Source organism: Paenibacillus sp. JL3B1040 (assembly GCF_057063165.1).
Map to the genome: position 1 here is coordinate 3,189,041 of NZ_CM169317.1, position 14,967 is coordinate 3,204,007.

Sequence of the window (14,967 nt, forward strand, 5' to 3'; positions counted from 1 at the left end):
CTTACGAGCGCTATTGCTTGCGGATGGATCATGGCCGGACCATAGGCCATTGAACTCTACCGTAAGACGTTCTTTTTCCCCGCGCTTCTTTCTAACGGAACGTAAAGCCGCTATTCGACCATTTCCCGGGTATTTCCCAGTTTAACGGAACCAACAGCCGTTATTCGCCTAAAAATGAAGCCGCCGAAGCTAATATCGCTCCAATAAGGCCTCCTCGTTCCGTTAGAGTTCACATTCCTGCATCTTGCAGCCCAATAGCGTCTCTCGGTTCCGTTACAGCTCAAACATCCCCATGGAATCGCGCTTTACCGGTCATTCACCAGTTCAAACACACCATTCGCTTCCTTGTCCCCGCAAACAACACAAAGATCCCGGCGAACCGCCGGGCTCTTCTACAACTCCCACCTGCGATGTCCTATTGCTTGAAGAAAAAGAATAACGAACCTAAGGGAGTTTACGTCCGCATTTGGGAGCCGCTTGTCTTCCTTTTATCTCATCATTGGACAAGCGGCGGACAAGAGCGGCCCGTGGTCGTTATCTTTTTCGTTGGTCAGCAATAGGACGAAGGAGACTTCTCATTTCCCGATAAACTCCTGCACCCAATACCCATTATAATAGCCGACGCCGATCAGCTTGTATTGGGGGTTAAGGATATTGGCCTTGTGGCCGGGGCTGTCCATCCAATCCTTGACCACTTCCTCGGCGGAGCGCTGGCCCTTGCCGATGTTTTCGCCCGCGTAGAGATACGTGATATTGGACGCATCCATCATATCGAAGGGAGAGCCGTATTTCGGCGACGTATGGCTGAAATACCCGGTTTTGAACATGTCGACGGCTTTGGTCTTGGCCATTTTCGTTAAATTGGTATGTACCACCAGCGGCTTCAGACCGGCGTTCTTCCGCTCTTCGTTCACAAGGGCGACAACCTTGAACGCGTTTTGTGTCTGAATTTGCGCGTATACCGCCGCAAGCGCCTTCGATGTGCTGATGCTGCCGGACTTCGATGCACCACTGGCTTTCGATGTGCTAGCGCCACTGGACTTCGATGCGCTAGCGGACTTTGCCGCTGCCTGCGCAGTGCTCATGCCCATGCCCCCGCCTCCCTGCGCCGTCGTCAAAACCAATGCCAAGGCCGCAGCCAGAAGCCCGGCCGTCCCGATTTTTTTGCTCCATTTCTTCATGATGGTTTGCTCCTCCCAGCCGTTTTCCCATATTGCCGTTTCTTGTCACATTTTAACATATTTTTTAGCTTGCCGCTGAAGAAAAAAGTGGAAAAAGGACGGCTCTTCAGCCGTCCTTCCGCCACCCCGCAGGGCTTATTTTTTGTTTGCGTATTTGCGCATATCGAACGCTACCGCCGCCACGATGATCGCGCCTTTGATGATTTGCTGCCAGTAAGGCCCTACGCCGACGAAGGTCAAACCGTAGTTGATGACCGTAAAGATCAGCACGCCGGCCATAATCCCCGGCACAGTACCGATCCCGCCGGTAGTGGAGACGCCGCCCACGACGCATGCCGCGATCGCGTCAAGCTCGTACATGTTGCCGTAGTTGTTCGTTGCGCCGCCGGTTCTGGCCGCTTCCAGCACGCCGGCCAAACCGTAGAGAGCGCCGGCAATCGAATAGATCAGAATCAAATTTTTGGAGACGTTAATCCCCGATACCTTCGCTGCTTGCTGATTCCCGCCGATGGCGTACATATTTTTGCCAAGCCGCGTTTTGTTGAACATGACCCAAACGATCGCACAGACGACAATGGCGATGATTACGATATAAGGAATGGAGAAGTCCCAGTTCTTGAACAAAGCTCCCGAACCTAACGTTGTGAAGTCGCCGCGCAATCCGCCGATCGGCTGGGATTGGTTGGGCTCCGTGTCGAAATACAGGGAGTTAATCCCGTAGATGGCAACCATCGTGCCCAGCGTGGCGATGAACGGAGGTACCTTGAACTTGGATACGATAACCCCGTTAATCAGGCCGAAGAGCAGACCGACGGCAATGGCGATCAAGATCGGCACGAACAGCGGAAGCTCCGGCAAATTCGGGAAGAAACGGCGAGCATAGTCGGCCTCTTGCAGCATGGAAGCGGAGACGACCGCCGTTAACCCGACCATCCGTCCGGCGGACAAGTCGGTACCGCCCGTGATCAGGATAAACGCTACCCCGAGAGCGATAATGACCCGGGTAGACGATTGAATCAAAATATCGCGCAACGTATTTAGTCCGATAAAGCTTGGATCATAAACGGCGATGCCGATAAGCAGCACGGCCAAAACGATATAAATGGCATTTTCGGTCACAAAACCTTGAATTCTTTTGGTAGTCATGATTTTCTCCTCCTTCGCAATCCCTAGTGCTGGGCTGCCAGACGCATAATTTCTTCTTCCGTAGCCTTGTCTCCATCCACGATTCCCGTAAGTCGGCCTTCGGACATTACCATGACACGGTCGGACATCCCAAGCAGTTCAGGCATCTCGGATGAAATCATGATGATGCTCTTGCCTTGCTGTGCCAAATCCGCAATGATGGAATAAATCTCGTATTTTGCCCCGACGTCGATCCCGCGCGTCGGTTCGTCCAGCAACAAAATCTCCGGTTCGGTGAGCAGCCAGCGGGCCAGCAGCACCTTCTGCTGATTTCCGCCCGAAAGGTTCATGATCAGCGTTTTCGGCGACGGCGTTTTCGTCCGCAGCTTTTCGACCATCTGATTGACTTCGCTTTTTTTCTTCCGTTCATTCAACAGGCCATAAGGCGTTACATATCGATCCAAGTTGGCGATGGCCGCATTTTCGTGCACGGACAAGACAGGGAAAATACCGGTTGTTCGCCGTTCCTCCGTCAGCAGCGCCAATCCGTGCTTTTTGGCTTCGCCGGCACTTCGGATCTTCACCTCTTTGCCGTTAATCGAGATCGTGCCCGACTGGATTTCGCGAAGGCCGAACAAGGCTTCGATCAGCTCGGTGCGCTGGGCTCCGACCAGGCCGCCAACGCCAAGGATTTCCCCTTTGCGCAGCTCGAACGACACATTCTTAAACGAATTCGGATTGCTGGACGTCAATTTCTCCACCTTCATAATGACGCCGTTCGGCACGTTATGCCGGTCCGGGAACCGCTGCGTCAAATCGCGGCCGACCATCTTGGAGATAATGAGGTCGGTGGTCATTTCCGCTGCTGGCCAGGTGCCGATCTTCTTGCCATCGCGCATGATCGTGACGTCGTCGGAAATCCGCAGGATTTCCTCCATTTTGTGCGAGATGTAAATAATCGACACCCCGCGTTTTTTCAAGTCACCAATGATCCGGAACAGATGCTCGACCTCGACGCTGGTCAAGGAGGAGGTGGGTTCGTCCATGACGATAATCCGCGAGTTGAACGATACCGCTTTGGCGATCTCGATCGACTGGATTTTCGAAACGGACAGTTTGCCGACAATCGTATCCGGATCCAAATCGATATCTAATTGCTTAAACAGCTCTTCCGTGTCCTTATACATCTTCTTGTGGTCAACGAAGCGAAGAGGACCCCAACCTTTCATCGGGAAACGGCCGAGCCATATATTTTCCATCACATTGCGGAAAGGCACCGGATGCAGCTCCTGGTGAATCATCGAAACTCCAAGCTTCAGCGCATCGCTGGAATTGTTGATTTCCGCTTTCTGACCATTCAGAACCATTTCGCCGCCGTCCGGCTTATAGATCCCGAATAGACATTTCATCAGCGTTGATTTGCCGGCCCCGTTTTCGCCCATCAACGCATGAACGGTACCGGGTCTCACCTGCAGCGTTACGCCATCCAGCGCTTTAACGCCGGGAAATTCCTTGGTGATGCCCTTCATCTCGAGCATAAATTCAGACATGGTTTTCGCCCCCTGATCATTTCTTTCGCTTTAGAGGCACAGCATTGTTTCCTCCGGCATTTCCTATCCCTCTCGAAAAAACCGGGAGGTCCGCACCCTTCGGCATCGAACCTCCCATTTTGTCCTTGCGAATATGAGAAGTCCTGCTGATTACCTGCTTGCCGCGCGCTTATTTAAAGTCAGCAGCGTTTTCCTTCGTTACTTTTTGGTAAGGAATCCACACATATTGGTTGTCGGTAATATCGAAACCTACGCTGTCTTTGCTGATCGCCTCGCCTTTTGCCAGCAAGGAAGCCAGCGTGACCGCCGCTTTCCCTTGGTTTTCGGCGTCGTTCAGTACCGTGCCGAGCATCGTGCCTTGTTCCAGCGCTTGGATGGCCGGCGCTGTTGCGTCTACGCCGACAACCGGCATGTATTTGTCGCCCGTGAAGTATCCGGCTGCTTTCAGAGCTTCGATTGCGCCGAGAGCCATGTCATCGTTATTGGCAAGCACGGCTTCGATTTTGTCGCCGTTTGCGGCCAGGAAGGCCGCCATTTTCTCTTGACCTTTTACGCGATCCCACATGGCTGTGTCTTCAGCCACTTTTTCAACCTTGATGCCGGCATCTTCAATCGCTTGAACCGAATATTGCGTGCGCAGCTCGGCGTCTTGGTGACCGGGTTCGCCTTTCAGCATGACGTATTGCAGAACGCCGTCGCCGTTTTTGTCGGCTTCCGGATGCGCTTTCCAGTAGTCAACCACGATTTGCCCGGACAACGTCCCGGATTCTTCGGCTTTCGCCCCTACGTAGTAAACTTTGTCCCATTTCTTCATATCTTCCGGCAAAGGCTCGCGGTTCAAGAATACGACCGGCGTCTCTTTCGCCTTCGCTTTGTCGATAATCACGCCTGCCGCCGTCCGGTCAACCGGGTTCACGATCAGCGCATTCGTTTTCTTTGTCAAGAACAAGTCGATTTTATCGTTTTGAGTCGGCTGGGAGTTTTGGCTGTCCACGATGTCGACTTTCGCGATTCCGTCCGCGTTCTTCTCGATCGAGTTCCGAACGCCCGTCATGAACGTATCGTCGAATTTGTAAATCGCTACGCCAACATTAGGAGTCGATACGCCGTCGCCGCCGCTTTCTTTGCCGCCCCCGTTGGAGCATCCTACCATCGTCGCCCCGAGCATAGCCGCAGCCAGCATGACTGTCGTAATCTTTTTCATCTCTTTGACCTCCTGAAAAGTGTATTTCTGTGAGTCATCCTCTTGGATACGTTTTCATTATGCATGGTTTTGGACGGCTTGCGAATCCAAAATTCTAAGGTGTTTCTATCAAAATTCTGATGCTGTCCATTTGAGCATGTCTAGCTCCATTGTCGGCGGAACGACAAAACGGCAAACCGCAAGCCCTCCGATCTTTTTTCGGAAAACACTTGCGGTATGCCGTTTAAGCTTCATATAGGGGAACCCGGGCTGCCGCCGGTCTTACTTCACGAACGGGAACAGCAGCTTCTGGTTTTCGGGCCACAGCATATTGTTCAGATCGATCAGCTTCGTATCCGTCGGGATGCGATCTTCCAGCTTCTCGCCGCGGGCGGCCTGGACGGCGGCGGCAACCGCCATATACCCGTTGTTGAACGGATTTTGCACGACCATGGCCTGCACCTTCTCCTCCTGCAGCAGCTCGAGCATTTCCGGCGGATTGTCGAAGGCGATCATCTTCACCTTGCCGCCGTAGCCGAGCTCGTCGACGGCCCGGCCCGCGCCGATCGAAGATTCGGCGCTAAGCGACACGATGCCCTCCAGATCCGGGAACCGCTTCAGCATATCCGCCGTTAACTTATATGCGAGATTCTCGTCCGAACCGCAGTACTGAATATCAACGACGTGGACGTCGGGAAACCGGGCGACGTAGTCCAGGAACCCTTCCTCGCGTTGGTTCGCGTTCCGAGCCCCTTTGACAAAGTTGATGATCCCGATTTCGCTTTCCGGCCCCGTTAGCTCGACCAGCCGTTCGGCCGCTTTCTGGCCGGCTTCGTAGTTGTTCGTGCCGACGAAGGTTTGCACCTTGGTCGAGGCGACCTCCGAATCCATGGATATGACCGGAATGTCGTAATAGGAAGTTCGGTCCGTCACCTGGCCCAGCGCTTCATAATCGGATGCGGCCAAAATGATGGCATCGGGACGCCGTTCGATGGACTCCTCCATCAGGCGGATTTGGCCTTCGACGTCGTTCTCGTTCTCCGGTGCGAGAAAGTTCAACCGTACGTTATATTCCTTGGCCGCCACCTCCGCTCCCAGCTTGGTTGTCTTCCAATAATCGCCGCGGTCCATCTTGACGATCATATCCACGTCGGTTTCCTGCTTATCGTTCCCTCCACTTCCGGGGCGGCCGCAGGAGGTTATCGGCAACATCAGCAAAGCCGACAGCAGCAGCAAACAAACCCGATTCGCGTACTTCGCCGATCGCTTCATGGCTCCATCCCGCCTTGTTCCAGACTTTCCGGCCATACGGCCGGGATCGTTATCGTTACTGTCGTTCCTTCCTCCGGTTCACTATCAAAATGCAGCCCGTAGCCGGCGCCGTAATACAGCGCAATGCGCTCCTGCACGTTTCGTACGCCGACGCCCGATCCGCTTTCGCTGCGCACGGCCCCGCTGAATAGCTTCTCGACCGTTTCCGGCGACATCCCGATTCCGTTATCGCGGATACGGAATACGAGATTATCTCCTTCCAACCGGGCCTCGATGTGGATAAACCCTTCCTCGGCCAATTTTTCGATCCCGTGATGAATCGCATTCTCGACGAGCGGCTGCAAAATCAGCTTCAAGGTCGAACATTTTAGCGCAGCTTCCTCGGCCTGGATGTCATAACGAAACTTATTTTTGAACCGGATCGTTTGAATGATCAAATAATGGCGTACATGCTCCAACTCGTCCTGCACGCTGATGATGTGGTTCCCCTTGCTTAAACTGATCCGGAAAAAGCGCGACAGCGACGTAATCGTCGTGACGACCTCCTCGTTCCTCCCCAACTCGGCCAGCCTGGTGACCGAATTCAACGTATTATAGAGGAAATGCGGATTGATCTGCGACTGCAGCACGTTCAGCTCGCTTTTGCGTTTGGCTTCCTGCTCCTGGATGATTTGATCCATCAATTCGCGGATCCGGCGCAGCATCAGATTAAACCGTTTGGACAGCTGCTCGACTTCATAGGCGCCGCTAACGTAAACGTTCGTTCCGAAATCCCCGCGTTCCACCATTTGCACGGATCGTTCGAGCTTGCGGATCGGCTGCGAGATTCGGGCCGACACATAAATACTGATGACCAGGATGATGGCGATCACGAGAGGCAAAAACCAGGTAAGAAAATCGCCGACCTCCCTTTTGGTCGTCAAAAACTCATCCGCGTAGGCCACCCCGACGATTTTCCACTCGGCAGGCTTAACCGTCTGGATCGTGATGATCCGCTGCTCCCCGTCCGACTCGTCGAAATAACGGCCATAGGCGTAATTGAGCACCGGCTCCAGATTTTCGTATTTCAATCCGGCATAAATCAGCTGTTGCTGCGGGTGATAAACGATGTTCCCCACGGCGTCGATGATGTACACGTACCCTTTTTTGCCCAAGCTGATGCGTCCGCTTAACTCGTCGATGGTGCGAAAGTTGATGTCGATCACCAACACGCCCTGCTCCGACTTTCCTTGATCCTGGTAAGTCACGGTTTTGCTCATCGAGACCACCCAGCGGTATTGCCACTTGAACAGGTTCTGAATATGGGGCGGGGTAAATTGCAGTTTGCCGGGGTTTTCCATCGCCGATTCGAACCATAATTGCTCCTGCAGCCGCGTGTTTTGCCGCATCGGAATCGACGGCATATTGCGCACCAGCTTCCCGTCTTCGGTAAACAGCGCCATGGACACCAGGTCTTCGCGCGTGCCGAGCACGGTTCCCAGTTGCTCCCCCAGTTGATCGTTGGAGGTCAGGTCGGGAACGGCGGCGATCTTTTGCTCCACCAGGTCAAAAATGTCCTGCATTCCGCTGACATACAACTCAAGGTTCGAATGAACCTGCTCAACGATTTGCTCCAAGCTTAAGTAGGCATTGTCCTCAGCCGCCCGGGAAAATCGGTTGTACAGCAAGGTGCTGACCAGCACGACCGCCAGTACGGTAACGGCAATCGACGATAACGAGATCAGCATCTGGATATTGCGCACATGGAAGCCTTGAAGCAATCGTTTGACATAACGCCGCAGCTTCATGAACTTCTCGCCCCGGTGCGATATTCTTTCGGGGAGACGCCGAATTTTTTGCGGAAGCAGAAGCTGAAATAATTCGGGTCCGCAAACCCGACGCGCTCGGCGATTTCAAAAGCTTTCAGGTCGGTTGTGGCGAGCAGATCCTGCGCCGCTTCCATTCGCACGCCCATCAAATAGTTGACGAAGGTGGTTTTGGTCTCCTTCTTAAAAATGTTGCTGAAATACCCGGTACTGATATGAAGGTGCTGGCATACCTTGGCGATGGAGATCTCATTGTCGCCGTAATGCTCCAAAATGTATTCCTTCGCTTCATCTACCAGTTTGTTGTAGCTCGATTGCCGGTCGGAGGCGATGGAATGCTTCAGCTTCATGCAGACGTCGAGGAACCAGGCCTTCGCTTCATCGGCATGCGAGAACTTGGCGAACTGCCCCAGGAATCCGGCTCCCTCCCCGAACAATTTATCGAGGTCAACGTGAAGGTCTTTGGCCACCTTGATCACCGACGTCAACATCTCCAGCAGATACACCTGAAAATCCTGATACGACACCTTGCTGTCGGCTATTGCCGAGAACAGTTCTTCCAGCAAGTGCGTCAGTTCTTGGTCGCTGCCGACCTTCAGGCAACGGACCAGTTCCTTCTCTTTCAGCTCGTCCAACGATAACGGCACGAATTGCCGCGATTCCACGTCTTCGATCCAGATCACTTTATTGCCGCCAAGAATCACGCGGTAATCCAGCGCCTTGGCCGCTTCCTCATAGGAGCCGGCAAGCGCGCTGAGCCGCTCCACCTCCGAGCCGGCGCCAATCGTCACCGTCAGCTTCAGGAACCGCTCCACGCTAAAGCGGATTTCTTCCAATAACTGCAGCGTTCGGTCGACCAGACGATCCTTCATGCCGGATTCCGCGATGCTGATCACCACGACTTCGTCATGATGAATAAACACTCGGTCTTTCGGTTGAAGCCGGACGATCTCCTCGGCGATGTTGAAGACGGCAAACAGCTGCAATTGAGTGTCGTTCGTCTCCTTCAGGGAGACCGACGCCTGCCCCTTGCCGGGTTCGCCGCCGCTCTCGGCAGATTCCCGCCGGGCCGCCGCGGAATCGATCCGGACGGCGGAAACCAGATAACGGTCGCCGCTCAGGTCCAGATCATAATGCTCGCATTTCTCGCGGATTTCCGTTTCCTGCAGCCGGCGGGACACTAGAGAAGACAAGAACAGGCTTTGCAGAATCGGCAGATTCTTGCGATAGTGCTCGGTCAGCAGTTGAACGTTTTCCTTCGCCGCCATCTCTTCGTCGAGCTGCGCCTTCACCTTGCTTAAAATCTCGGCCAATTCTCCTGCCGAAAACGGTTTCAACACATACTCGTCGATGCCAAGGCGGATGGCTTTCTGCGCATATTCGAACTCCTCGTAACCGGTCAAAATAATGATTTTCGTTGCGGGGTAGTGTTCGCGAATCCACTCGGAGAGCTGCAGGCCGTTCATGAACGGCATCTGAATGTCCGTCACGACGACATCCGGGGTATGCTTCTCCACCAGCTCGGCCGCTTCCTTGCCGTTCTCTGCCGTCTCCATGACGGCGTAACCGAGACGATCCCAATCGATCAGGCCTAACAAGCCCTCCCGTACGTCCTCTTCGTCATCGGCCAATATCAATTTATACATCGATGGACCATCCTCTTCTATGCCCTGATTTCCCCCCGATTTTATCCTATCGGTTCGCAAAAGTAAATTGCCCGATCATACGGTGAGGCCGGATGAAACCAAGACCTTAGTCCAGTTCGTTTTCCGCCTTCGGTCCGTTTTGGGATTCCCATAAACCAAGTACCATGATATTATCCTAAGGAACTATCATCAACTCAAATGGTGGTCGAAATGATGAACAATGAGATGAAAATTTATGTCCTGTTAAGCAATCCAAAAACATGGGTCGCCAAAATGATCGGCTTATATACCCGTGCGCCTTACAATCACGCATCCGTCGCATTTGATTCCGAACTGCGCGAGGTATATAGCTTCGGACGCAAACACCCTTTGATTCCGATCTTCGGAGGCTTCGTCAAGGAGGACATTCACTGCGGCGTGTTCGAAAAAGCGAACTGCGCCGTATACAGCTACAGGGTTAGCGCGGAGAACTACTGGCGCATGAGAAATTTCGTTAAAAACTTCGAGGATCACGACGAACTTTACACTTATAACTTTCTGGGTTTGTTGGGCGTTGTTCTAAACATGGAGCTTGGCGGGGAGAACTCCTACTTCTGTTCCGAGTTCGTGAGCCACGTGTTTCAAGAAGCCGGAGTCAAGCTGTTGGATAAGTCCGCGGGATTAACGACCCCGTCCGATCTCTGCGACTGCTCGCAGCTCCAGCTCGAGTTCCGCGGGCGCCTCGCAACGTACCGCGAGCTGTACTGCTACTCGCGTCGAACCGCATTGGCGTATGAGCAAAGCCGGTATTATGCGGCGAATTAATGAAGTTCGGTTCAATAGTTAGGACAGCCAGACCGATCACGTCCAGATAGCGTTATTTCTTAACCTTATTCGGTGGAAATGGCGCTATTTGGGGTTAATAGAGTGATTCAATCACCTTATTTCCTCCTAAAGTGCCTGGACAGGCTGATTTAATATGGAATAAGAATAAAAAATCACCCTATTTTGCCGATATTCGAAATTCCCAGGCAAATAAGGTGATTATATATCGCTATATTTTAAGTTGGACTACTCATCGACGATAAAAGGTTTCGGCGCACCATACTGTTGCAGCCATTGATTCAATTCTTGATTTCTCTGGTCGATGTACTGATCCGTTAAATCATGCATACCACCCGGGTATACAACCAGCTTTACGGTTTTACCCGCCTTCTCCATTTCATCCGCAAATAATTGAACGGTTTGCCAAATTAGGCTCGTATCTCCAGTACCTTGCAGCAGAAGAACAGGGGCCTCGATGTCGGGAATTCGATCCAGAATCGCATAGTCTCCTTTGGATTCCTCATTACCATTAATATATCTAAATCTTACATAATACGACAGTTCCCTCTGCTCCTCTACAATCTCCGGGGAGGTCACGTCCGGATGCTCATCTAACCAGCGTAATGTCGCATCCCAGCCCACAAAAGGGCTGATCGCGACCACCGCTTTGATATCCTGCCGTTCAGAAGCTAATCTTAAAGCCACACCGCCTCCCATCGATGAACCGATCAGGTAGATCGAGTTCGGTTTTACTCTTCCAGTGGATATCGCCGCTTTAATCGCATTTTCCGTATCCCGTGTATTCTCCGCAATTCCCTGCACATGGCCATCGCTTTCCATATATCCGCGATAGAGGGGGAATATGCCTACCGCTTGGTCGCTCATAGATTTAAACCCGAGCGTAAAGCCGTAGTTGTAATGAGATAATTCTTTGCGTTCAAGCGCGAATCCCCCATGGTTAAGAACAATCAAAGGATATTTTCCGCGCGCTTTGGGGACCGTCAGGTATGCTAATACTTTGATATCGTCACTCCTATAAAATATTTTGTAGATATGGATATTCGGATTTTGACCGGGGATTTCTATCAATTCTTTAGAGATGATCTCTATATCGCTATCAGATGAATCACCTGCTTGGCAGCCCGATAATGCGGTTGTAATGAATAACATCAAGGTGATCATAATCATAAAAATACACTGATTCCGACTTTTCCCTATACTTGCCATTTTTCAGTCCCCCAATTATCCCATGTACTCGTCATGATCAATATATTGTCTTTTAATATTATTTTATAGGTATATGATTAGGTTCGGTATGAAATTGAAGCATTTAATTTAGAGCCAATTAACATTGAGGTGGTCCCGTTCGCAAAGAGATTTTAAAAAAAGTACAGAAATAAAACACAAACCACGTAGTACCTCCCGCGTGGTCTGTGTTTCCTCGGTGTGCATCTATAGGTTCCGGTTCTCTGTGTTCCTTTGCACCATTATCCCTTTTGATAAGGAGAATAAGGAGGAGATAACCGGGATCATCGCGCAAAGCTCCGAAAAACGATGGTGATCCTACGTACGGGACGTTTCCGCATACGGTTATGCCAGATAAGCTTCTTTAACCTGCTCGTTGGCGAGCAGCATATCGGCCTCGTCCTCCATCAAGATTTCCCCGGTTTGCATCACGTAGCCGCGGTGGGCGATATGCAAAGCCTGAAAAGCGTTTTGCTCGACGAGCAGCACGGTCATCCCTTCGCGATTAAGCTGCTGGATGATCTCAAAGATTTGCTCGACGATGATCGGGGCAAGCCCCATCGACGGTTCGTCCAGCAGCAATATTCTCGGCTGCATCATCATCGCCCGGCCGATAGCCAGCATTTGCTGCTCCCCGCCGCTCATCGTTCCGCCGGTTTGCGTCAGCCTCTCCAGGAGCCGGGGAAAATGGTCGAACACCCTCTCCATCCGCTGCTTGATCGTCTTTTTGTCCCTCACGGAAAAAGCACCCATCTCCAGGTTTTCCTTCACCGTCAGCCGCGGGAAAATCCGCCGGCCCTCCGGCACGTGCGCGATGCCTTTCAACGCCGTCCGATGCGGCGGCAAGGTTGACATCTCGGTGCCGTTAAAGCGGATGGTGCCGGTCGTATTCACTTGGCCGCAAATCGCCTTGAGCGTGGTGGACTTTCCGGCCCCGTTCGAGCCGATCAGCGAAACGATCTCCCCCTCTTCCACGGTCAAGCTGACCCCTTTTAGCGCTTCGATCGCCCCGTAATAGGCATGAACCCCTCTCAGCTCCAGCAAGCTCATGAAATCACCTCGAATCGTACGCTGGTATCGCCTTGAACCTTGCTCTTGCCGAGGTAGGCTTCGATCACCTTCGGGTGCGAGCGAATATGATCCGGCCCGCCTTCGGCAATTTTCGTTCCGTAATCCAAGACGAGGATGTGCTCGGCTAACTCCATCACCAGCTTCATGTCATGTTCGATCAGGATGACCGTCATTCCGGTATCCTCCTGAATCCGCCGGATCAACCCGATCAGCTCGGCCGTCTCGCGCGGATTCATGCCGGCTGCCGGTTCGTCCAGCAACAGCACCTTCGGCTTCGCCGCCAGCGCCCGGGCGATCTCCAGCCGCCGCTGAGCGCCGTACGGCAGGTTGGCCGCCTGCTCGTTCAGCAGCTCCTGCAAGCCGACGAATTCCAGCAGACGGTAGGCCTCCCTGTGCACCGCTTCCTCCTCATGCCGGGCGGTCGGCAGCGAGAGCAGCGTGCCGATGACTCCCGCCTTCAGATGGATATGCATGCCGACCATGACGTTTTCCAACACGGTCATACTGCCGAACAGGCGGATGTTCTGGAACGTCCGGGCGATTCCCCGGCTGACGATCTGATGGGGTTTGACCCCCACGATAGACGTTCCGTCCAGTTCGATCGTGCCTTCATCCGGCGTATAGATGCCGGTAATCATATTGAAGAACGTCGTTTTCCCGGCCCCATTGGGACCGATCACGGCGGAAATTTTGCCGCGGGGGAACGCAAAGTCGACGCCTCCGACCGCCGTTAATCCGCCGAAGCGCTTGACCAGCTTGCTGACCTTCAGAATCGTCATGGACCTACACCTCCGCTTTTCCGCTTTGGGGATTGGCCGACGGCCTGACGGACAACGCCTTGTCGGATCGCAGCGCCTTCAACCGCACGGGATCCACCTGCTTGTTCTTGGCGGTGATCAGGCCGTTCGGCCTGAAGATGGCGACGAGCACCAGGATGGCGCCGAAGATCAAGCGCTGCATCTTGGACGGCGAGATCGAGGCGGGAAGCTGAATGATCCCCTGCAGCGATAACTGGTTTAACCAATTGGTCAGTTCCGTAAGCACCTGCAAATTCAGGATCGTCACCAAAGCCGCCCCGAGAATGACGCCGGGCACGCTGCCCATGCCGCCCAGCAGCACCATGACCAGAATCGTGATCGATTCAATCAGCGTGAAGCTGGTCGGATCGATAAAGGTCTGCTTGGCCGCAAATACCACGCCCATCATGCCGGAAAAAGAAGCGCCGATGGCAAAGGCGGTCAGTTTGGTGCGGATGAGCGGAATGCCCATCGATTGCGCGGCGATCTCGTTCTCCCGAATCGCCTTCCACGCCCGCCCGAGCCGGGAATGCTCCAAACGTTTGACGCTGAAAATCACGATCGCCAAAATAAAGACGACGATAAAGTAAAACTGGTTCGGAAACGTGAACGAAAGGCCAAATAAGCTCGGCGGTTGAATCGAAGACAGCCCCATCGCCCCGTTCGTGATGTTCACCGGTTTATCCAGATTGTTGAAGATGATCCGGATAATTTCCCCGAATCCCAGCGTCACGATCGCCAGATAATCGCCCTTGACCCGCAGTACCGGCAAACCGAGCAGCAGCCCGAACAGCGCGGCCATAAATCCGCCAAGCACAATGAAGATCCAGAAAGCGCCCCCGGGCAGCGGAAACAGGTTGCCGGAGATCAACTCGTTCGCCTGCGGCGTGGCAAAGATGGCGTACGTATAGGCTCCAACCGCAAAGAAAGCCACAAAGCCGAGATCGAGCAGTCCGGCGAACCCGACCACGATGTTAAGCCCTAACGCCATAGCGATGTAAATGCCGCACTGTGTAGCCACTTCCATATATGACTGATGCGCCGGGCCACCGGAGGTCGCAAGCGGAATCACCCCCAGCAGCAGCACCGCGCCGGTCAACCATTTCACGGAGGGTCGGAAGGTCGTCAAATACAGCAGCAATAAAGAACCGAGCAGCAACAGAAAAGCAATCACTGATTTATTCGAGAAATATACGCTGGCCGCCGTGATAAGGACAAACAACGTCAATAACAAAGCTTGCGCGGGTTTGCTGCGCTCCAACCAGAGCTTAAGTTGATTCATAGCGGA

At 53.2% G+C, this 14,967-nt stretch carries 12 protein-coding genes; 1 reads left to right on the forward strand and 11 read right to left on the reverse strand.

Going from position 1 to position 14,967, the window contains the following annotated elements; all coding sequences use genetic code 11:
- Nucleotides 1–575: 575 nt before the first annotated feature.
- From ACZF99_RS14370 to ACZF99_RS14400, 7 genes are all read right to left on the reverse strand, one after another.
- The gene (locus tag ACZF99_RS14370; RefSeq protein ID WP_483605754.1) at nucleotides 576–1,181 is read right to left on the reverse strand and encodes a CAP domain-containing protein; all 606 of its coding nucleotides are present in this window, start codon (nucleotides 1,179–1,181) and stop codon (nucleotides 576–578) included.
- A gap of 135 nt (nucleotides 1,182–1,316) precedes the next feature.
- Nucleotides 1,317–2,327: a galactose/methyl galactoside ABC transporter permease MglC gene (gene mglC, locus ACZF99_RS14375; RefSeq protein WP_483605755.1), complete on the reverse strand. Its 1,011-nt coding sequence runs from the start codon at nucleotides 2,325–2,327 to the stop codon at nucleotides 1,317–1,319.
- A 23-nt stretch (nucleotides 2,328–2,350) separates the two neighbouring features.
- A complete protein-coding gene (locus ACZF99_RS14380; protein ID WP_483605757.1) occupies nucleotides 2,351–3,856 on the reverse strand; it encodes a sugar ABC transporter ATP-binding protein in 1,506 nt (501 codons plus the stop codon).
- A gap of 169 nt (nucleotides 3,857–4,025) precedes the next feature.
- Nucleotides 4,026–5,060: a galactose ABC transporter substrate-binding protein gene (locus ACZF99_RS14385; RefSeq protein WP_483605758.1), complete on the reverse strand. Its 1,035-nt coding sequence runs from the start codon at nucleotides 5,058–5,060 to the stop codon at nucleotides 4,026–4,028.
- 261 nt (nucleotides 5,061–5,321) lie between these two features.
- On the reverse strand, nucleotides 5,322–6,311 hold the full coding sequence (locus ACZF99_RS14390) for a substrate-binding domain-containing protein (RefSeq protein ID WP_483605759.1): 990 nt from the start codon (nucleotides 6,309–6,311) through the stop codon (nucleotides 5,322–5,324).
- Nucleotides 6,308–8,098, reverse strand: a complete 1,791-nt coding sequence (locus ACZF99_RS14395) for a sensor histidine kinase (RefSeq protein WP_483605760.1) — start codon at nucleotides 8,096–8,098, stop codon at nucleotides 6,308–6,310. Before ACZF99_RS14395 ends, ACZF99_RS14390 begins: the two co-directional genes overlap by 4 nt.
- Complete coding sequence (locus ACZF99_RS14400; protein ID WP_483605761.1) at nucleotides 8,095–9,762, reverse strand: response regulator; 1,668 nt, start codon at nucleotides 9,760–9,762, stop codon at nucleotides 8,095–8,097. Before ACZF99_RS14400 ends, ACZF99_RS14395 begins: the two co-directional genes overlap by 4 nt.
- Nucleotides 9,763–9,975: 213 nt before the next feature.
- Between ACZF99_RS14400 and ACZF99_RS14405 the strand changes: the two genes are divergently transcribed.
- Complete coding sequence (locus tag ACZF99_RS14405) at nucleotides 9,976–10,566, forward strand: hypothetical protein (RefSeq protein ID WP_483605762.1); 591 nt, start codon at nucleotides 9,976–9,978, stop codon at nucleotides 10,564–10,566.
- Nucleotides 10,567–10,812: 246 nt separating this feature from the next.
- On the opposite strand, the gene ACZF99_RS14410 is transcribed toward ACZF99_RS14405, so the two are convergent.
- From ACZF99_RS14410 to ACZF99_RS14425, 4 genes are all read right to left on the reverse strand, one after another.
- Nucleotides 10,813–11,754 carry an alpha/beta hydrolase family protein gene (locus ACZF99_RS14410; RefSeq protein WP_483605763.1) on the reverse strand — a complete coding sequence of 314 codons (942 nt, stop codon included), beginning with the start codon at nucleotides 11,752–11,754 and terminating at the stop codon, nucleotides 10,813–10,815.
- Between the two features lie 402 nt (nucleotides 11,755–12,156).
- The gene (locus ACZF99_RS14415) at nucleotides 12,157–12,861 is read right to left on the reverse strand and encodes an ABC transporter ATP-binding protein (RefSeq protein WP_483605764.1); all 705 of its coding nucleotides are present in this window, start codon (nucleotides 12,859–12,861) and stop codon (nucleotides 12,157–12,159) included.
- Complete coding sequence (locus ACZF99_RS14420; protein WP_483605765.1) at nucleotides 12,858–13,661, reverse strand: ABC transporter ATP-binding protein; 804 nt, start codon at nucleotides 13,659–13,661, stop codon at nucleotides 12,858–12,860. The genes ACZF99_RS14415 and ACZF99_RS14420 overlap by 4 nt, the downstream gene beginning before the upstream one ends.
- A gap of 4 nt (nucleotides 13,662–13,665) precedes the next feature.
- On the reverse strand, nucleotides 13,666–14,961 hold the full coding sequence (locus ACZF99_RS14425) for a branched-chain amino acid ABC transporter permease (protein WP_483605766.1): 1,296 nt from the start codon (nucleotides 14,959–14,961) through the stop codon (nucleotides 13,666–13,668).
- Nucleotides 14,962–14,967: the final 6 nt, after the last annotated feature.

Excerpts from the sequence above, each read along its gene's own strand:
- ACZF99_RS14390 (WP_483605759.1), bottom strand. The coding sequence starts at position 6,311 with ATGAAGCGATCGGCGAAGTACGCGAATCGGGTTTGTTTGCTGCTGCTG.
- ACZF99_RS14420 (WP_483605765.1), bottom strand. The coding sequence starts at position 13,661 with ATGACGATTCTGAAGGTCAGCAAGCTGGTCAAGCGCTTCGGCGGATTA.
- ACZF99_RS14380 (WP_483605757.1), bottom strand. The coding sequence starts at position 3,856 with ATGTCTGAATTTATGCTCGAGATGAAGGGCATCACCAAGGAATTTCCC.
- ACZF99_RS14405 (WP_483605762.1), top strand. The coding sequence starts at position 9,976 with ATGAACAATGAGATGAAAATTTATGTCCTGTTAAGCAATCCAAAAACA.
- ACZF99_RS14415 (WP_483605764.1), bottom strand. The coding sequence starts at position 12,861 with ATGAGCTTGCTGGAGCTGAGAGGGGTTCATGCCTATTACGGGGCGATC.
- ACZF99_RS14370 (WP_483605754.1), bottom strand. The coding sequence starts at position 1,181 with ATGAAGAAATGGAGCAAAAAAATCGGGACGGCCGGGCTTCTGGCTGCG.
- mglC (WP_483605755.1), bottom strand. The coding sequence starts at position 2,327 with ATGACTACCAAAAGAATTCAAGGTTTTGTGACCGAAAATGCCATTTAT.
- ACZF99_RS14385 (WP_483605758.1), bottom strand. The coding sequence starts at position 5,060 with ATGAAAAAGATTACGACAGTCATGCTGGCTGCGGCTATGCTCGGGGCG.
- ACZF99_RS14395 (WP_483605760.1), bottom strand. The coding sequence starts at position 8,098 with ATGAAGCTGCGGCGTTATGTCAAACGATTGCTTCAAGGCTTCCATGTG.
- ACZF99_RS14410 (WP_483605763.1), bottom strand. The coding sequence starts at position 11,754 with ATGATTATGATCACCTTGATGTTATTCATTACAACCGCATTATCGGGC.
- ACZF99_RS14425 (WP_483605766.1), bottom strand. The coding sequence starts at position 14,961 with ATGAATCAACTTAAGCTCTGGTTGGAGCGCAGCAAACCCGCGCAAGCT.
- ACZF99_RS14400 (WP_483605761.1), bottom strand. The coding sequence starts at position 9,762 with ATGTATAAATTGATATTGGCCGATGACGAAGAGGACGTACGGGAGGGC.